The following is a 19,765-nucleotide window of genomic DNA, read 5'->3' as shown; positions in this document are numbered from 1 at the left end:
GACTTGCATGTATTAGGCACGCCGCCAGCGTTCGTCCTGAGCCAGGATCAAACTCTCAATAAAAGTATGATAATGTCCGAAGACATTTAGCTCAATTTTGTTTGCTAGCGAATTGACTTCACTATAAATAATATAAGTTTGTTTTTACATCTTGTAAAAACGCCCTACACATTTGGTTCGTCTTATTCTTTGTTCAGTTTTCAAAGATCTATTTGTTTCGTCGTCTTTTCCAACAACCACTTAATCATATCAGAAGTAGTTGACTTTGTCAACAACTTTTTTTGATATTTTTTTGAAGTTGTTTTTTAATTCTTATGACAACTTCTTAAGTATATCATTTAATCAATTTTTGTCAACATTTTTTTAATAAGTTTCTCTTTTAAAATGTTGGTTGTCTTAACGACAAGTAATAATATAGCAAGAGAATTTGAAAAAAGCAAGCCTTTTTACGCATTTTTTTAAATTCTCTTGCTAAAAGTGATTATTTGTTATTTTTTTGACACTCTTCACAGATACCATATAGCTCTAAACGATGCTCATTGATAACAAAACCTGTTAGTTGTTCCGTTGCTGACTCTACATCTTCTAAGCCTGGATAAAAGATATCCACAATTTTTCCACATTCTTGGCAAATTGCATGATAGTGTTGTGTTGAACTAAAATCAAAACGACTAGATGCATCCCCATATGCCATTTCTTGGACAAAGCCAATTTTTGTAAACAAACGTAAATTGTTGTAAACAGTAGCCACGCTCATACTAGGAAAGCGATCAACCAGTGCCTGATAAATTTCGTCTGCTGTTGGATGTGACTTATGCTCAATTAAATATTCTAAAATAGCATATCTTTGGGGAGTGATACGAATATCAGCATCTTTTAAATAAGTAACTGCTTCTTCTACTTTCGATGACATGATGAAAATCCCTCCGTTTATATTATCTCTCATCCTAATAGTACTCTTTCACAATTATTATTTCAAGAGAACTATTATAAAAAACTAAAAAGCTGTTAACTATAACTTAATACTTCTTTCAATCTATATATTTTTTCACAAATTAAACCACTAACATTATAGCATAAAAGAAAATAAAGAACCTAGTTTAACTAGATTCTTAGCAATTTATTCATGTAAGTTTTATCCAACCAATAGATGGTATCTTATAACAACTAATTATTTTAAGTTTTAAACTGTCTAAACAAATCTTCTCTACACTCTATTGACACCATGTTTTAGACAGTTCTTTTGTCAATTTCTAGCAATAAAAATATTAGATTATTGTGTCCATTTTATTTATGTCAACAATCAATTTTACATGTTTCTTTTTGAAACATGTCACCTCAAGAAATTAATTATCAATCAAGTGTATATTTTTTGATAACCTCTTAATCACTGAATGACTCAGATAGCTATCTGTAGTTAGATTCAAAAAAACAACCACAATAAATAATTATCTGTTTAATCAAGCTTAAGCATCATCGCATTTACAGCTACAATAATTGTACTTAGTGACATTAAAACAGCACCTACCGCAGGGCTTAAAACAACGCCCCAATTAGCTAATATCCCAGCAGCTAATGGGATAGCTATGATATTATAGCCAGCTCCCCACCATAAATTCTGTACCATTTTTCGTTGTGTATTTCTTGCTAAAGAAAGAAAGTGCAAAATATCAGAAGGGTTACTTTTAACTAAAATAATATCGGCTGAATCAATAGCTACATCTGTCCCCGCTCCGACAGCAACACCAATATTTGCACTTACTAAACTTGGAGCATCATTGATTCCATCACCAAGCATCATAACAATTAATCCTCTATCTTTATATTCTTTAACAATTTTCTCTTTATCTTCTGGCATTAATTCTCCGTAAACACTATCAATCCCCAACTGTTTAGCAACAATTGAAGCCACCTGGTTATTATCTCCTGTCAACATAACAGGTTTAATTCCTTGGGCTTTCAAGTCATCAATCATTTGTTTAGATTCTGATTTAATTTGATCTCCTTGAGCTACTAACCCTACATTTTTATCATTTAAAATTAAGTAACTAACAGAATTACCTTGGCTAGACAAATCATTAAATAATGGTTGATCATAATCTATCTTATGTTTCTTTAAATAAGCCACACTAACTATTTTTATTGATTTTTTTCCTATATTCCCTTCAAGCCCAATCCCCGGTATATTATGAACGTTACTAGCTTTAGGAGTGGTTAAACGCAATTCCTTCAGTTTCCTCAATACACCTACTGAAAGTGGATGATCGGAATTTTGCTCCAATGCTGCCATTAATTTAAGAACATCATCTCTGCTATATTCTTGGTCAAATGATAAATATTCATTAACTGCAAAGTTTCCTTCAGTTAAAGTTCCAGTTTTATCCATCATAATAACCTCCACTTTTTTAGCTACTTCCAAAGCTTGACGTTTCTTTATTAGCAAACCATTCCTAGCACCTAGTGAGGTTGCCCTTGCAGTTACCAGTGGGATAGCTAGTCCAAGAGCATGAGGACAAGCAATTATCAAAACTGTCACCATTCTCTCTAACGCAATATTTAAATCTTTAGTCATAATTAACCAGATAAAAAACGCACCAATTCCTACAATTAATGCGACATAGAATAACATTTTCGCTACCTTATCAGATAATGATTCAATTTTTGACTTTTCTTTTTGTGCATTGTTTACCAATTCCATTACTTGCGAGAGATATCCAGTTTCTCCAGTTCCAGTCACTTTTATCGTAATAGTTCCTGTCCCGTTAACTGAACCGCCAATGACTGGATCATTGACTATTTTTTGAACATCCCTTGACTCCCCTGTCACCATAGACTCATTCACAGTTGTTTTTCCAGCCAAAATAATCCCATCAGTTGGTACCTTTCCACCGGCTTTAACTAGAAGTTTGTCACCAATTTGTACACTAGACAGTGCTACTTCATTTATGATTCCTGCCTCATCTATTAAAGTAGCAGAGCTAGGCAAAAGCTCTGCCATTTTTTGAAGGGCATTTCCAGCGTTGCTAATGGCGTTCATTTCTATCCAATGTCCCAACAACATAATAAGAATTAACGTAGTTAACTCCCAAAAAAAGTCAGTTATATGAACATCGCTTTGCAAAATATTATTAACGAAAAACGCATAAACACTATAAACATATGAAACAGAAATTCATAACGAAATTAGTGTCATCATCGCTGGATTTTTCATTTTAATTTCCATTTTAGCTCCTTTTAAGAAAGGCATACCTCCATAAAAGAACAAGACAGAAGCCATAACAAGAACAAGCCATCCTGCCCCCTTAAATGTTGATTGAAACGGCAATGTAGTCCCCATAACTGGTGATAATAACATAATAGGAATAGATAATATTAGTGAAATAATAAATTTCACTTTAAAATTTTCTGTATGCATGGAATGATTCATCTCATGATTATTATGAGAGTCTACCATTTCCTCGTGTGCATGTTGAGACCGATTCATAGCTTTATGATTATGATTTTCTTTGTTCAACATCCAACATTCCTCCTTAAGTTTTATACAATTACATTTGTAATCATTTCTCACATTTAGAATATACCCTTTAACAAGCAAATGTCAAACATTTCATAGTATCTATCATAACTAATAGGAACAACCATAAAAACATTAAACCCTTTTATTTCTCTTATACCTGCTTATCTTTAGCCAAACCACCTATTAAACTAGGCCTTTATCAAGATAATTAATAGCCCAATTATCATAATCACCCCTTCAATTAATGATACCATTCTATTTTTAGATAAATAATAACCACTTGATTTACTACTCCATTTTGCATTGATCATTTTGACAGCTAATCCAACTGCACAAACTATTGCTCCTAATAATATTATAAGGTCCATTTTAATCCCCTTTTTGCTTGAATCATTTATGATACTGACAATCCAATTGCTTTCTTAAAACATTCCGATAATCCAAAGTTAAACTCTCTCGATGTGAATAAATCTACATTAGGGATAACCATATTTAATAAAAATTAGACTACAAATTACCAGTTGAAAACCGGCAATCTGTAGTCTAGTCACTACTTTTCTGAATACATCCCATTAAATTGTGTCAGTTCCTGTAAGGTGGTGTCTTTGACACACTAATAACTTAACAACTTTTAAAAGAATATTCACGCTTTATCCTTATTTAAATATTGTAATAGCAACATAACTAAAATTTTTTACATAGGCAAATCACAAGTTTTTAATTACACATAAAATATAGGTTAATAGGCTTTTCTGTTTACGCCTAACTATTTCTTCGGTTCGTCCTCGTCCATTTTTAAGACTGCCATAAACGCTTCTTGAGGTACCTCAACAGAACCAATAGACTTCATACGTTTTTTACCTTCTTTTTGTTTCTCTAGTAATTTACGCTTTCTAGACACATCTCCACCGTAACATTTAGCTAATACATTTTTACGTAAAGCTTTAATGTCAGATCTTGCCACAATTTTTTGTCCGATAGCTGCTTGAACTGGCACTTCAAATTGTTGACGTGGAATTAATTTTTTCAGTTTTTCAACAATGGCTTTTCCTCGCTCATAAGCAAAATCTTTATGGACAATGAAACCTAGCGCATCCACTACTTCACCATTTAACAGAATATCCATTTTAACTAGTCGACTTGGTTTATAACCAATAATTTCATAGTCAAGAGAAGCATATCCTTTTGTATTAGATTTTAACCGGTCAAAGAAATCAAACACAATTTCTGATAAAGGTAATTCATAAATCACATTTACTCGGTAATCATCTAAATAGTCCATAGTAATAAAGTCTCCCCGTTTTCTTTGGGATAACTCCATAACAGCTCCTACATATTCATTTGGCACCATAATAGCTGCTTTTACATAGGGTTCTTCTACACTTTCAATCACTCCTGGTTCAGGAAATTCAGCAGGGTTATCTACTACAACTTTAGTGCCGTCTGTTTTCACTACATGGTAAATAACAGATGGTGCTGTCGTAATCAGTTCAAGATTAAATTCTCTTTCCAATCGTTCTTGTACAACATCCATATGAAGTAAGCCTAAAAAACCGCACCGGAAACCAAAACCTAGGGCTTGAGAAGTTTCTGGTTCAAACTCTAAAGCCGAGTCATTTAATTGTAATTTTTCTAGGGCTTCTCTTAAATCATTATATTTAGAGGTATCAATCGGATACAAGCCACAATAAACCATAGGATTCATTTTTCGGTAACCAGGTAACGCTTCTTGTGCTGGATTATCCGCTAAGGTAATAGTATCCCCAACTCGCGTATCTTGTACTGTTTTGATACTTGCTGTTAAGTAGCCAACATCTCCTACAGATAAAACATCTCTAGCCACAGCTTTCGGAGAGAACACACCGACTTCCGTCACTTCAAATTTTTTACCATTTTGCATCAACATGATTTCGTCTCCTGGTTTAACCATTCCTTCAACGATTCTCACATTTAAAACGACTCCACGGTAACTATCGTAAACCGAGTCAAAAATTAACGCTTTTAAAGGAGCTTCTACATCCCCAACAGGAGCTGGCACATATTGCACCACTTGTTCTAAAATATCTTCAATCCCTATTCCTGATTTAGCACTTGCTAATACTGCTTCACTAGCATCAATTCCCACAATATCTTCAATTTCTTGACGAATACGTTCAGGGTCAGCTGCAGGTAAGTCAATTTTATTAATCACAGGCAAAATTTCTAAATCATTATCAATAGCTAAATAGACATTAGCCAAGGTTTGAGCTTCAATCCCTTGTGCTGCATCGACAACTAAAATAGCTCCTTCACAGGCCGCTAAACTTCGAGACACTTCATAACTAAAATCCACGTGTCCCGGTGTGTCTATTAAGTGAAAAATATATTCTTCTCCGTCTTTAGCTGAATAGCTTAGTTCGACTGCATTTAATTTAATCGTAATGCCTCGTTCTCTTTCAAGGTCCATAGAATCCAATAACTGTTCCTGCATTTCACGATCAGAAACTGTTTCAGTTAATTGCAAAATACGATCGGCTAGTGTTGATTTACCATGATCAATATGAGCAATAATCGAAAAATTCCGAATTTTTTCTTGTCTTTCTTTCAACTTTTTTATATCCATTTCTTATTCCTACTTTCTTTTCACTCAGCAAGTTTGATTATAACAAGGTTATCTGGGAATGAAAAGACTTTTCATCTCTCGCAACCCTTCTCTTTATAAAGATACCACATTTTTTATTTCAATGAAAAATTTGTTATAATGGAGGTATTAATTAATAGGAGATAAACATATGGACCGAAAAAAAATTCGCGAAAAATTAATGATTAAACCTGTTACTTTAACACACTTAAATCAGTTCAATGAACTATTACGCTATGTGTTTCAAGTGACAGAATCTGACTTAGAAGAAGGAGGATATGAAGACGATCAAGAAATAGCTAAAGCTAAACGACCTGTTTTAAAAGCCGCAGATGTGATTGGTTGGTTTGATAAAAAAGATGATCAACTCGTCTCTCAACTGGCGATTTATCCTTGCCAAGTCAATATTCACGGTAAAATCTACCAAATGGCAGGGTTAACTGGGGTTGGGACTTATCCAGAATATGCCAATCTAGGGTTAATGAAAGAGTTGATTTCTTTAGGTTTAACTAAAATGCGTGAAAAAGAACAGTGGATTTCTTATTTATACCCGTATAACATTCCCTATTACCGTAGAAAAGGCTGGGAAATCATCTCTGACCGCATGACTTTTAAAATTAGAGATTCCCAGCTTCCTAAAGCTATTAATGTACCTGGTACTGTAGAAAGAGAACCAATTGACCATCCAGACGTGCCTCATATTTATAATGCCTTCGCTAAACAAAATCACGGTGCGATGATTCGTGATGAGCTTGCTTGGGAAGAATACTGGCGTTGGGAAAATGAAGAAGAAAGAATTGCCGCTATTTATTATGATGCCAACAACCAACCAACTGGCTTTTGCCTTTACTGGATTGCAGAAGAAATTTTCCATATTAAAGAATTAATTTATTTAAATCAAGAAGCAAGAAAAGGGTTGTGGAATTTCATTACTGCTCATTTTTCAATGATTCACTATGTAGAAGGAACTACTTATAAAAATGAACCAATCGCCTTTTTATTTGATGATAGCGAAATTACCGAGACCATTACCCCTTACTTTATGGCAAGAATTGTGGATGCAGAAAAATTCATTCAACATTATCCTTTCCAAACCACCACAGAACCTTTCCATTTTGTTATTACAGATCCTATTGCAGACTGGAACAACCGAATGATTAGTTTAACTTGGGATGAACAGGGAGAATTAACTTTAGGAGATACTCCTGTAGGTCAACCAGTCACCTTAGATATCCAAACCTTAACCAGCCTTCTAATGAGCTATAAACGTCCTACTTATTTGCATAAAATTGAGCGTCTCCAAACAGATAGCACAACTTTAAAACATTTAGAAGGATTAATTTCTAATGAAACAGCTTATTTTAGCGACTATTTCTAAAACAATTTTTTATCAATAAAACACACAAGAGTAGACTAATTTCATGTGCCTACCCTTGTGTGTCTTTTTATACTCTAATTTAATTTTTCTGATTCAAAATATAACTCATCTGATTGAATCGTAATAGTGACCTTAGATTTTGGCCCTACTCTACCAGCGATAATTTCTTTCGCTAAAGGTGTTTCTACTTCTTTTGTTAAGAAACGTTTTAATGGCCGCGCTCCGTAGATAGGATCATAAGCCTTTTCAGCAATCCAATCTTTCGCTTTTTCTGAAATAGTTAAGTGAATGTCTTGAACCGCTAATCTGTCTCCTAATTGTTGCGTCATCTTCACAATAATTTCTTTCATATTATCTAAAGATAAAGGAGTAAATAAAATGGTATCATCTACCCGATTTAAAAATTCAGGTTTAAAGTGAGCTTGTAGCAGTCTTAATACTTGTTCACTAGTTTCTGATGCAATCTGACCATCTTCTGATACTCCTTCTAGTAATAACTGAGAACCAATATTGCTGGTCATAATTAAGACAGTGTTTTTAAAGTCAACGACTCGGCCTTTAGAATCTGTTAAACGACCATCATCTAAGACTTGCAGCAAAATATTAAACACATCTGGATGAGCTTTTTCAATTTCGTCAAGGAGGACAATCGTATAAGGACTTCGTCTAACTGCTTCTGTTAATTGTCCTCCTTCTTCGTAACCGATATAACCTGGAGGAGCTCCGACTAATCTAGAAACACTATGTTTTTCCATGTACTCACTCATATCAATTCGAACCATGTGATCTTCTGCGTCAAATAGATTTTCTGCTAAAGCTTTAGCTAGTTCTGTTTTACCTACACCAGTAGGACCTAAGAATAAGAAAGAGCCTAGAGGTCGATTAGGGTCTTGTAACCCTGCTCTTGAGCGAATAACAGCATCAGATACAGCATCTACTGCTTCATCTTGCCCAATCACTCGTTCATGTAGTGTTTCATTTAGGCGTAAAATCTTCTCCCGTTCTCCTTCTGCTAAACGAGTAATCGGAATACCTGTTAATCTAGCTACTACTTGAGCAATTTCATTATCAGTCACAGATTCTTGCACTAATCTATCTTCTTGTTCATGATTTTTCGCTTCTAACTCTTTTAATTCTTTTTCTAATTTAGGTACAGTACCATGACGTAGTACTGCAGCTTTTTCTAAGTCATAATCGCTTTCCGCCTCTTCCAAAGCATGTCTAGCTTGATCTAATTCTTCTCGTTTTCGGCTAATTTGATTAACTTCTTCTTTTTCAGTATCCCAACGAAGTTTCATGTCATTAGCTTCTTCTCGTAATTCAGCTAGTTCTTTTCGAAGATTTTCCAATCTTTTTTTACTAGCATCATCATGTTCTTTTTTCAAAGCAGCTTCTTCTATCTCTAACTGCATCACTCGCCGTGTTACTTGATCCAGTTCTGTTGGCATCGAGTTCATCTCTACCCGAATAGTAGCACAGGCTTCGTCTACTAGGTCAATAGCTTTATCTGGTAAAAAACGATCAGTTATATATCGGTTAGATAAAGTCGCTGCCGCTACTAGTGCATTATCATGGATATTAACGCTATGATGAATTTCAAATCGCTCTTTTAATCCTCTTAAAATACTAATTGTATCTTCTACAGTAGGCTCTTGAACTAAAACCCGTTGGAAACGACGCTCTAAAGCTTTATCTTTTTCCATATATTCTCGGTACTCATCTAACGTAGTTGCTCCGATACAATGCAACTCTCCTCTAGCCAACATAGGTTTTAATAAGTTACCTGCATCCATTGACCCTTCTGTTTTACCAGCTCCTACAATATTGTGAATTTCGTCAATAAATAAAATAATTTGTCCATCACTTTTTTTCACTTCTTTTAGCACAGCTTTTAGACGCTCTTCAAATTCGCCTCGGAATTTAGCTCCGGCTATAAGTGCTCCCATATCTAGCGAAAAGATAGTTTTATCTTTTAAGTTTTCTGGCACATCTTTTCTAACAATCCTTTGAGCTAACCCTTCAATAATAGCAGTTTTACCTACACCTGGTTCCCCAATTAAAACTGGATTGTTTTTTGTTTTACGAGATAAAATTCGAATAACATCTCTAATTTCTTCATCTCGGCCAATAATAGGATCTTGTTTACCGCTTTTTACTTGCTTAACTAAATCCACACCATATTTTTCTAAAGCTTCATATTGTTCTTCTTGATTTTGCGATGTCACAGAATCTCCTCCTCGCATTTTTTTAATTTTGTCTGTTAGTTTTTCTTCAGTTAGTCCTTGACTTGTTAGAAATTTAGTCAGAGGATAATTTTTTAATGTCATCAATGCTAATAAAACTATTTCAGTTGCGAGGTACTCATCTTGAAAGGTATTTTTTAACTGATCTGCAGCTTGTAACAGATGAAATAAATTCTGACTAAAGCTTTGGCCGTATTGAACAGAACTGCCCTCCACTATAGACAGACTATCTAAGACTTGATCTACCTTCTGATCAAAAGCAGTCATGTCTACCCCTAAGTCTTGGTACAAGCGATAAGCAAAATGATCTGGTTGAATAAAAATTCGCCATAAATGAGCAATATCAATCTCTTGATGTTTCCGAACCATTGCAACTTGTTGAGCTTCAGCAAGTGCTTCTTGTAACGTTGTGGTCATTTTTTCTGGATTCATCCGTTAATCCCTCCTTTTATTACATATTCTATTATACGCCTTTTGGTCAAAAATGGTCAAATGAAACCCATTAAAAAAATCACCTGCTACCAGGTGATTTTTTCGTCTAATGGATAATTCGTCCTCCATGCATTTTTTCATCTAATGCTTTTACTTTATCTTTTACATATGGATATAAAATAAAGCCTAATAAGAAGAAGACAACTGTAAATAAGATTAATACAAAGATGTATTTTTTAGCATTTGGCCAGTAAATTCCTCCAACAGGTTCTCTAAGTAAATTAACTCCGTAAGTAAAAGGTAACAGTGGATTAATAAATCTAAAGAAAGGTCCTGACATTTGGATAGGGAAGTTACCTCCCCCACCAGAAATGGACAGAACTAAAATAATAATCGCCATTCCTTTTCCTAAGTTGTTAAACAGGGCTACTAGCACATAAACAATCATCATAAAGGCTAACCCTACAATGAACGCAAATAACACACTGTAGAAAGAATCTACCACATAAACATCTAATAACCATAAATTCCCTAATGTAACAATTAAGGTTTGGAAAAATCCAATAGTCAGATACGTCATCATCCGAGATAAAAATTGTTCTCGTTTACTATAACGTTTAAGCTGACGACCTCTCAAGTGAACATCTGTTGTAGCTAAACTAGATAACAGTAAAGCACCTACCCATAAACACAAAGTTGTATAGAAAGGTGTACTAGCTGACCCATAGTTTGGTACAGGATAGACATCTTTTTGAGCGATTTTAACTGGATTTTTAATAAAATTAGTTTCTTTATTTACATCTGATTTCAATAATTTAATGACTTCTTTTAGATCAAAATCTTTTTGACCTTTTCTAATACCATCAGCAGCTTTTTCAATACCTGTTCTGATATTAGGCCAATCATTTTGAATCATATCATCTGCCATTGTTAAAGCTTCTTCCACTTCCGGTACTTTTTCATTCACCATACTCATAGTTCGTTTTAAGTCATGTTCAATATTTGGCCAATCATTAATAACAAAAGAGGAAGCTTTAGATAATTTTTGCTCTAAGTTAGGTAAATCATTTTGATACATGTAGGCTGCTTTATTAATAGCCCCAACAATTCGTTCCATATTACTATTAACTAGCACATTAGCAGAGTGAACTTCTTGCTTCATTGCTGGTAATTGCTGCTGATATTTTTGTAGTAAAGCAATCGCTTCTCTTACCGTTTGACTGGTACTATCTAACAAGCGATTAATATCATTAATCTTTTGATTATCTATCTGACTTGTTAACTTTTGAGCTCCGGCTAACATCGTTTGAACTTTATCTAACATAGAATTTACTCGTGTTTGAATTGCTTGAGGATTAATACCATCTAACGTTTCTGCTAGTCGGTTACTTTGCTCACTAATGGTTAACAACCGATTAATAATAACGTCAGTTGACACATAATCCAAGTTATTGCTAATAAAGTAAATATCTTGAATGATAGGTTGGATCATTCGTTTAGCTTTGCCTAATTGATCAATAACATCTTGCAACTTATTACTCCCTGTTATTGTTTGTAACTGGGTTAACGAGGTAGTAGTAGAGTCAATTAACCGATTAAGCGTTTCTAAACTTGTAGCTAATTTAGCTAAAACTGACTGAATGTCTGCTTTCTTTTCTGGAGTTAGCTCATGATTGTTAACTAATTGAGCTAAATCTTCACTAATTCGACTAATATCAGAGGCAGTTGTTCCAATTAGCTGAGTCCCAATCCCTATACCTGAAGCTACTTGAGGCATAGCATCTTGAATTTTTTGAACGTTATCTTTCACTTCTGGAATCAGCTGATTTGCTGCATTAGCCACCAAAGCTACTTGAGGTAACACTTGTTGGGCTTCGGTCATAATACTTAATCCTTTATTTGCTTCCGTAATAGCCTCATCCATTATTTTAGTTACTTTATCAAAGTCACTATCAATCATGTTCAACTGAGCACCAGCACTACGAATCTGCGGAATTTTGTTTTGCAAACTAATGATCATTTTTCCCGATTCTCTGATTTCAGGCAACATATTATTTACTTGCACTACTTTATTTCCCATTTTGGTAACTTCTGGTAAGTAGTCAATAAATTCGTTGGCTTTCGCCAATTTTTCTTTGTATTCAGGCATTTTTTTATTTAAATCTTGAACTTCTTTTGTATAACCTTCAATTTTGTCTAAATTATCATCAATCTCTAAAATTTTACTAGTTAACTTATTAATACTTGGTAAATTAGCATCTAAGTCATAACCTATTTCGTTAAAAGTTTTGAGCAAGGTTTTACTTACCACACCAATAAACTCTTTACTAATGGTTTCTTGGATGGTTCCTGCTCCCTTGTCTGCAATTTTAGGAGCAATCGCATTAATCTTTTGGTTCACACTGTATTCAATTTCTGGTTTTTTGATTTCACCATTAACGAAACTAACTAAATTTTCTGAAAAGTTTTTAGGTAAATAAATTCCTGCATAGTATTTACCACTTTTTACCCCATCATCTAGTTCTTTTTTAGAATCCACAAATTGCCAGCCAATCGCATCATTAGTCCGTAGGTTTTTAACAATTTTTTTCCCTACATTGACTTTTTTATCCATGACCTCTACTTCTTCATCTGAAGAGTAGACTGCAATTTTTATATCTCCAGTGTTAGCATAAGGATCCCAAAGTGCCGCAATATTGAACCAAGCATAAAGAGAAGGGATGACCATTAAGGCTACTATAAAGAATAAGGTTAATTTATTACGGAATATCCGTTTCCAGTCTAATTTATACAGTTCTTTAACATGTTTTAATTTCACATTCATTTTTATCATCTTCTTTCATCTTATGATTGGTTCCAATCTCTACTAGGAATCACTGCTTCCTGATTGAACACTTGCATTAATACTTCTTGAATCGTAACTTTTCGTAACTCTAGTTCCCAAGCGCGATCTGCAATATTAAAATAAGACGAAACAATGTTATGTCCATTTTGTGCAATTTCATCAAATTCAGAAAAAGCGCGTTGTAAGACTCCCATGTCTGGAAATGTTTCTAAAGGACCTTCAATGGATTCCACAATATCGTATAAAGTTATTTGATCTAAGGGTTTATTTAAAGAAAATCCACCGCTATTACCAGATATACCTTCAATAATATTGGAAACCACTAATTTTCTTAAAAGTTTTTTGATATAAGAACGTGAAACAGACAGCTTGCTATAAATACATTCAGAGGAAACCAATGAAGACGGTTCTTGGGTTGCAATAATTGCCATGATAGCAATCGCCTGTTCCGTTGCGTTTGTTAAGCGCACTCAATCATCTCCTTTTTGTTGATTACAAAAAGCCATTATAGACTTTTTTTATCCACCATGCAACCTTTTCTACTCTTTTTTATTATATCTTTTTTATTCAGCCTTTGACTACTAATACGCAAAAAAAGACTAGATGAGTTAACTCATCTAGTCTTCAATCTATTGCATCAAATAACTATGCATTATTCAGCTTTACCTGTTGAACCAAACCATTCCATACGTTGTTTTACTAATTCAACAACAGCATCAGTTCCTGGTGCTAATAATTTACGAGGGTCAAAGCCTTTACCTTGTAAATCTTTTTCTTCTTCAATATATTTACGTGTTGCTGCTGCAAACACTTCTTGACATTCAGTATTCACGTTAATTTTTGAAACACCTAGAGAAATAGCTTTTTGGATTTGATCTAAAGGAATACCTGATCCACCGTGTAATACCATTGGAATTCCATCAGTTACATCGGCAATTTCTTTTAGACGGTCAAAACTTAAACCTGCCCAATTTTCAGGATATGAACCATGAATATTTCCAATACCTGCTGCAAGGAAATCAATTCCTGTTTCAACCATTTGTTTACATTGTTCTGGATCTGCTAATTCACCAGAACCGATAATACCGTCTTCTTCTCCACCGATACTACCTACTTCACATTCAACTGATACGCCTTTAGCGTGAGCTGCTGCGACTACTTCTTTTGCTTTTTCTAAGTTTTCATCAAATGGTAAGTGAGAACCATCATACATAACTGATGTATAACCTACTTCAATACATTCCATAGCATGATCATATTCACCGTGATCTAAGTGAATAGCCACTGGAACAGTGATATTCATTGATTCCATTAAGTTTTGAACTAAATTAAGGCATACTTTGTAACCACCCATGTATTTGGCAGCACCCATAGAAGTTTGGATAATAACTGGAGATTTTGCTTCTTCAGCCGCTTTTAAAATAGCTTTTGTCCACTCTAAGTTGTTTGTGTTGAATGCACCAATGGCATAGTGACCTTTACGAGCATTTTGTAACATTTCTGTTGCTGATACTAATGGCATTTATAATTCCTCCTAATATGGAAATCATTTTGGTTAAGTTTTTACTTAACTGACACGTCTATTTTAGCAAAAATATTGGTACAATGCTACCTTTATCTCATAATCGTGAAAAGTTTTTCAGTTTTCATGAAATTTTAGTAAAGACCTGGCCCATTTTCAGCCGTATCAATGAAGATATTTTTCATCTGGCTGTAAGCGTCTAGCATAGTTTTATAAGTTTCTCGGCCAATTCCTGATTTTTTATAACCACCGAAAGGAGCCCCTGCTGGAATTTGATTATAAGTGTTTACCCAGACTCTACCTGTTTGAATACTACGAGCGACTTTAATAGCGCGAGATAAGTCTTTCGTCCAAACTGCTCCACCTAAACCATATTCGGAATCATTAGCCATTTCTATAACTTCCTCTACTTCTTTAAACTTAATTACCACAGCAACTGGGCCAAAAATTTCTTCTTGAGCAACTCGCATATCATTAGTTACATCTGTTAGTAAAGTCGGTTCCATAAAGCAACCTTTGCCTAGTGGTCCTTCTGTGATACGTTTTCCTCCAACGGCTACTTTAGCTCCTTCTTTTTGTCCAACTTCTACATAGGAAAGAATTTTTTCTAATTGACGTTCATTTATTTGTGACCCCATTTGAGTAGTTGGCTCCCAAGGTAGTCCTACTTTTACTTGTTTAAACGCGTCGATTAATGCTGGGACAAATTTATCATAAATGCCTTCTTGAACAAATATCCTAGATCCTGCACTACAGACTTGTCCTTGATTAAATAAAATACCCATTTGAGCGCCTTCGATTGCTTTATCAAATGGCATATCATCAAAGAAAATATTAGCTGATTTACCACCTAACTCTAGTGTAGCTGGAATTAAACGATCTGCTGCCGCTTTTGCTACGTTATACCCTACTTCTGTAGAACCGGTAAATGCTAATTTAGCAATACCTGGGTGATGTAACATGTAATCCCCTGATTTAGCCCCTTTTCCAGTTATTATATTTAAAACACCTTTTGGCACAATTTCTTTAATTAAATCTGCAAAGGCTAACAAACTAAGAGAAGTGGAAGAAGAAGGATGAATTAAAATACTGTCACCAGCTGCTAATGCTGGAGCAATCTTCCAAGCTGCCATTAAAAAAGGAAAATTCCAAGGAATAATCTGACCTACCACACCAATTGGCTCGCGCAAGACAATACTTAATTGATCTTGACTAAAGGCTTGAGCAGCTCCCTCTTCACTTCGCAACACTCCTGCAAAGTATCTAAAATGATCTGCTCCTTCAACTATATCGATATTTCTTGTTTCTCTAAAAGGTTTACCATTATCTAAGGTTTCAATCATTGCTAAATAATCAGCATTTTCTTCAATCACATCAGCAAGTTGAAGTAAGATTTGACTACGTTCAACTAAACTAGTTTTCCCCCAAGTTTCTTGTGCTTTAGCGGCTACCTCTACTGCATAATCCACATCTTCATTAGTAGCGTCAATAAAGGTACTTAATTTTTCACCTGAAGCAGGATTAATAGCCTCTAATCGTTTACCATCTGTACCATTTATAAATTCTCCACCAATAAACAAACCATATTCTTGCTTAATTTTCGGAAATTCAACCATTTTTATATCTCCCTTCTAAACTATTTCTTTGTCATTACTCACATTGTATCGCTTTCATTTTTCATTAGCAATCTTTTTGTTTGTGAATTAAATAAAAATTAATTCTTTTTTATACCTATACCAATAAAAAAACTACCAGCCTAAACTGGTAGTTTTTTTCTAATCCACTGATTTTAACGCTTCAATCATATCAATTTTTCTAAGTCGCTGATGCATCACTAGCATGACTAATAAAGAGAATAAAAGACTTAACAAACCAGCATAAAGATAGCTAGTCAAGTGAATCACTGGAGAAAACATCATCATATCTACTTCAGAGGTTTGTAGTACAAAATAGTGTAGCCATTTTCCTACTAAACACCCAACTAAAATACCTAATAAAGTTAGCAAATCATTTTCTCGGTAAATATAGCGAGTTACCTCTAAGTTATAAAAACCTAAAACTTTTATAGTCGACAATTCCCGTATCCGCTCGGAGATATTGATATTGGTTAAATTATACAAGACAATAAAAGCTAAAAGAGCTGCAGAAATAATGATAACTGTCATAACAACATCTAAACTTTTAATCGTTTCTTCCATTGCTTCACTCATTTCAGACACAAAAGAAACATTCACAACTGTTGGATCCTTCATTAACTTCTCAGCTAATCGATTTTCCTTTTGTTTAGATAAAGTTTTGTCAAAAGTAATTAAATCCCCATTGTATACAGGTACATGTTGGAAGATTTTTTGATAATAAGACGGGGTCATATAAATAAAATGCATCGCATAATTTTCCACAATTCCTGATACCTTTAACTGATAGCTAACATCTTTTTTGTCTCTAACCGTGATTGTATCTCCAACTTTTACTTGGAATAATTTAGCTAGTTTTTCAGTTATTAAGACGCCCTTCTCTGTTAGGGGCTGTTTTTTTTGTGTTTGACGGTCTCTAAATTGAATAAACTGCGATAACTTTTCTGTGTCTTTAGGCACTTCAATCGTCACTTCTTGGGTAGTTTGACCACTTTTTTTAACTTGGTAAGTTTCTCTTGCGATATTAAGATGATCTTGATAGTTAGGCAACTGTTCCAAATTTTCTATATATTTTTCCTGTTCCTTCTTGGTAACACCTTCCTTTTGGATAACTAAGCTATCATAGGTCCAAATTTTTCCAAATTGTAAATCAACAATATCAACAATCGAATCCTTTAAGCCAAAACCAGTGACTAACAAAGCCATACATCCTGCAATACCAAACACGGTCATAAGCATCCGTTGTTTATAACGGAAAAGATTACGTGCTGTAATTTTTTGATTAAAATTAAACCGATTCCAAATAAATGGTACTCGTTCTAGTAAAATACGTTTGCCTATTTTAGGAGCTTTCGGTCGCATTAGGTTCGCTGGCACACTGACCAAATCGACTCGAAGAACTATTAAACTAGCACCAATAGTACAAAGTAGTGCCACAACTAAAGACTGAATTGAGTAGCTAGGATACAAATGAATCAATGCTTTTGGTAAATTATACATCGTCCGATAAGCATCAAATATAACAGTTGGGAAAACATAAAAACCAACAGCTAAACCTAAAACAGTTCCCACAATAGCTGCCACAGCTGCATAGATAACATATTTTTGTGAGATTTCTCGGTTGGTGTAGCCTAATGCTTTAAGGGTCCCAATTTCGCTCCGTTTTTCATCTACCATTCTTGTCATGGTGGTTAAACTCACCAAAGCCGCAATCATAAAGAAAAATACTGGAAAAATAGTCGCAATGGAAGAAATTCGGTTAGCATTTTCTTTAAATTCGCTGTACCCAGGTAAGTCATCTCGCGTAAAGACATAATACGTTGGCGAGGTTATTTTCTCTTTTTCTTTTAAAGCAGTCGCTAATTTCTTTTTACCTGTAGCTAACTTTTCTGTTTCTTTTGCTAGCTTACTTTCTCCTTGTTTTAACTCCGCTTCACTAGTCGCTAGTTGTTCTTTACTAGCTGCTAATGTCTCTTCTCCTTCTTTTTCTTTATCATTCAACTTATCTTTTCCTTCTTTTATGGCTTGTTTACCACTGGCTAACTGCATTTTACCAGCTAAAAGTCCTTGTCTAAAGGTTTCTAATGCTTGAGCCTTCTCTTGATAGGTTTTCAATCCTTGATAAGCAGTTTGTTTTTCCGCTAATTGTTGCGAGATATTGGTTACATTTTGTTGAATGATAGGTTTCCCTTGAGATATTTCTACTCCTAACACCTTTATTTGAGTTAATTCCTCTAAAGTAATTGGTTTTCCAATTAAATGTCTTAAAAAATTCTGTTGGCTAGAATAATCTACCACTGGATTATCTAAACCTGCTATCCAGGTTTCTAAAACATCTGTTGGGATTACTTCTCCGACTGACACTTGTTGAATAGTAGCTTTTATCCCTTCTTGAATAAGTGTCAACTGCTGCAATTGTTTAGCAAAAGCAAGTTGTTGAGCGGTTAATAGTTGTATACTTTGGGATAAGCCTGCTAAATTTTGCTCTAAATTAATCGTACTAGTGCCTAACTGAGCCTTTAGTTGATCCAATTGTTGTTGACTAGCATTTAGTTGTTGTTCTTTTGTTTTTATATCTTGTTCACTTTGGACTAACTGCGCTTCTTTAGCTGTTAATTGTTCTTTCCCTGATTGGATCTCTGCTTGGAATTGTTGAAGCCCTTGTTGATATTCCTCTTTACCTTTGGCTAATTTTTCTTGTCCTTGTTGTAGAGTTTCTTGAGCTTCTTTAATTTTTTTATCCCCAACAGCTAAATCCTGTTTGGCTTGCTTTGTTTCTTTATCTAACTGTTTTAAAAAAGAATTAACTCGCTGCTCTCCTTGCTTTTGACTACCTGAAACTAACTGTTTTTTTACTTGTTTAACAGTTGTTTCATATTCCTTTGAATAGGCTATCCCTGGTTGTTTTAATTGAATATAAGCTTCTGTATAAACTGGTAATTTAAAATTAGCTTCAGGAACATAAGCAAAAAAATCTAAGCTCCCTTTGCCAATTTGAGTATTACCTCGGCTGATATGCTCAATATATAAAGGTGAATTAACAAAACCAACAATTTTATAGTCAGTTCTTTTTAATACATTCGTCAAGTCCTCATTGGTTTTAAGCTTAAACTCATCTCCAATCTGATACTCCTTTGCGTCAAGCATCCGTGAATCAAGCAGGACTTCATTATTTTTTTTAGGTAGTCTACCTTTAGTCAGTACTAAACGATTAAGTTGCTTTTCTGTGTTTTCATGATAGGAATAGAGTTTTACCACTTTATTTTTCTCTATCAAATTAATATCCTGACTGTAAACAGGCATAACTTTTTGGACGGTAGTTTCTTTCTTTAACCAGTCAATATCATCCTGATTAATACCTAAATCACTCATCACTTTTAAATCCATTAAAGCCTGTTGCTCATAATAATGGGTAGCTGTTTTTAACATATCTGGTCCTGTCGCTTTAATTCCCGCATAAAAAGTAACACCTAAAAAAATAATCCCAAGTATAGATAAAAACCGAGCTTTAGACCGTAAGAATTCACGAGTTGTATTTTTAAATAAAGAAGTTTTGCTCATAATGCTTCTCCTT

10 protein-coding genes, 1 rRNA gene and 1 pseudogene are annotated in these 19,765 nt (G+C 34.3%); 1 reads left to right on the top strand and 11 read right to left on the bottom strand.

Features of this window, described 5'->3' with window-relative positions:
- From C7P63_RS06950 to lepA, 5 genes and pseudogenes are all read right to left on the bottom strand, one after another.
- Nucleotides 1-63, bottom strand: a 16S ribosomal RNA gene (locus C7P63_RS06950); the annotation flags it as partial.
- 418 nt (nucleotides 64-481) lie between these two features.
- Nucleotides 482-913, bottom strand: coding sequence for a Fur family transcriptional regulator (locus tag C7P63_RS06945; RefSeq protein WP_165863794.1), 432 nt, complete (start codon nucleotides 911-913; stop codon nucleotides 482-484).
- A 543-nt stretch (nucleotides 914-1,456) separates the two neighbouring features.
- Nucleotides 1,457-3,517, bottom strand: a pseudogene (locus C7P63_RS06940) (copper-translocating P-type ATPase).
- Nucleotides 3,518-3,705: 188 nt separating this feature from the next.
- Complete coding sequence (locus tag C7P63_RS06935) at nucleotides 3,706-3,885, bottom strand: hypothetical protein (protein ID WP_125943430.1); 180 nt, start codon at nucleotides 3,883-3,885, stop codon at nucleotides 3,706-3,708.
- 398 nt (nucleotides 3,886-4,283) lie between these two features.
- On the bottom strand, nucleotides 4,284-6,119 hold the full coding sequence (lepA, locus tag C7P63_RS06930; RefSeq protein ID WP_125943429.1) for a translation elongation factor 4: 1,836 nt from the start codon (nucleotides 6,117-6,119) through the stop codon (nucleotides 4,284-4,286).
- Nucleotides 6,120-6,288: 169 nt separating this feature from the next.
- On the opposite strand from lepA, the gene C7P63_RS06925 reads away from it, so the two are divergent.
- Entirely contained in the window at nucleotides 6,289-7,515 is a 1,227-nt protein-coding gene (locus C7P63_RS06925) for a GNAT family N-acetyltransferase (RefSeq protein ID WP_125943428.1), read from the top strand.
- A 74-nt stretch (nucleotides 7,516-7,589) separates the two neighbouring features.
- On the opposite strand, the gene clpB is transcribed toward C7P63_RS06925, so the two are convergent.
- The 6 genes from clpB to C7P63_RS06895 all read right to left on the bottom strand — a co-directional run bounded on the left by clpB (nucleotide 7,590) and on the right by C7P63_RS06895 (nucleotide 19,752).
- A complete protein-coding gene (clpB, locus tag C7P63_RS06920; RefSeq protein WP_125943427.1) occupies nucleotides 7,590-10,190 on the bottom strand; it encodes an ATP-dependent chaperone ClpB in 2,601 nt (866 codons plus the stop codon).
- 106 nt (nucleotides 10,191-10,296) lie between these two features.
- Nucleotides 10,297-13,014: a YhgE/Pip domain-containing protein gene (locus C7P63_RS06915; RefSeq protein ID WP_125943426.1), complete on the bottom strand. Its 2,718-nt coding sequence runs from the start codon at nucleotides 13,012-13,014 to the stop codon at nucleotides 10,297-10,299.
- Nucleotides 13,015-13,034: 20 nt separating this feature from the next.
- The gene (locus tag C7P63_RS06910; RefSeq protein WP_125943425.1) at nucleotides 13,035-13,505 is read right to left on the bottom strand and encodes an Rrf2 family transcriptional regulator; all 471 of its coding nucleotides are present in this window, start codon (nucleotides 13,503-13,505) and stop codon (nucleotides 13,035-13,037) included.
- Nucleotides 13,506-13,687: 182 nt separating this feature from the next.
- Nucleotides 13,688-14,557, bottom strand: coding sequence for a class II fructose-bisphosphate aldolase (locus tag C7P63_RS06905; RefSeq protein ID WP_125943424.1), 870 nt, complete (start codon nucleotides 14,555-14,557; stop codon nucleotides 13,688-13,690).
- 134 nt (nucleotides 14,558-14,691) lie between these two features.
- Nucleotides 14,692-16,173 carry an aldehyde dehydrogenase family protein gene (locus C7P63_RS06900; protein WP_125943423.1) on the bottom strand — a complete coding sequence of 494 codons (1,482 nt, stop codon included), beginning with the start codon at nucleotides 16,171-16,173 and terminating at the stop codon, nucleotides 14,692-14,694.
- Nucleotides 16,174-16,332: 159 nt separating this feature from the next.
- The gene (locus C7P63_RS06895; RefSeq protein WP_125943422.1) at nucleotides 16,333-19,752 is read right to left on the bottom strand and encodes an FtsX-like permease family protein; all 3,420 of its coding nucleotides are present in this window, start codon (nucleotides 19,750-19,752) and stop codon (nucleotides 16,333-16,335) included.
- Nucleotides 19,753-19,765 lie beyond the last annotated feature (13 nt).

This window comes from Vagococcus humatus, from assembly GCF_003950325.1.
Lineage (GTDB): Bacteria > Bacillota > Bacilli > Lactobacillales > Vagococcaceae > Vagococcus_C > Vagococcus_C humatus.
This window is presented reverse-complemented; position numbering and strand designations above follow the sequence as displayed.

Excerpts from the sequence above, each read along its gene's own strand:
- C7P63_RS06945 (WP_165863794.1), bottom strand. The coding sequence starts at position 913 with ATGTCATCGAAAGTAGAAGAAGCAGTTACTTATTTAAAAGATGCTGAT.
- C7P63_RS06935 (WP_125943430.1), bottom strand. The coding sequence starts at position 3,885 with ATGGACCTTATAATATTATTAGGAGCAATAGTTTGTGCAGTTGGATTA.
- lepA (WP_125943429.1), bottom strand. The coding sequence starts at position 6,119 with ATGGATATAAAAAAGTTGAAAGAAAGACAAGAAAAAATTCGGAATTTT.
- C7P63_RS06925 (WP_125943428.1), top strand. The coding sequence starts at position 6,289 with ATGGACCGAAAAAAAATTCGCGAAAAATTAATGATTAAACCTGTTACT.
- clpB (WP_125943427.1), bottom strand. The coding sequence starts at position 10,190 with ATGAATCCAGAAAAAATGACCACAACGTTACAAGAAGCACTTGCTGAA.
- C7P63_RS06915 (WP_125943426.1), bottom strand. The coding sequence starts at position 13,014 with ATGAATGTGAAATTAAAACATGTTAAAGAACTGTATAAATTAGACTGG.
- C7P63_RS06905 (WP_125943424.1), bottom strand. The coding sequence starts at position 14,557 with ATGCCATTAGTATCAGCAACAGAAATGTTACAAAATGCTCGTAAAGGT.
- C7P63_RS06900 (WP_125943423.1), bottom strand. The coding sequence starts at position 16,173 with ATGGTTGAATTTCCGAAAATTAAGCAAGAATATGGTTTGTTTATTGGT.
- C7P63_RS06895 (WP_125943422.1), bottom strand. The coding sequence starts at position 19,752 with ATGAGCAAAACTTCTTTATTTAAAAATACAACTCGTGAATTCTTACGG.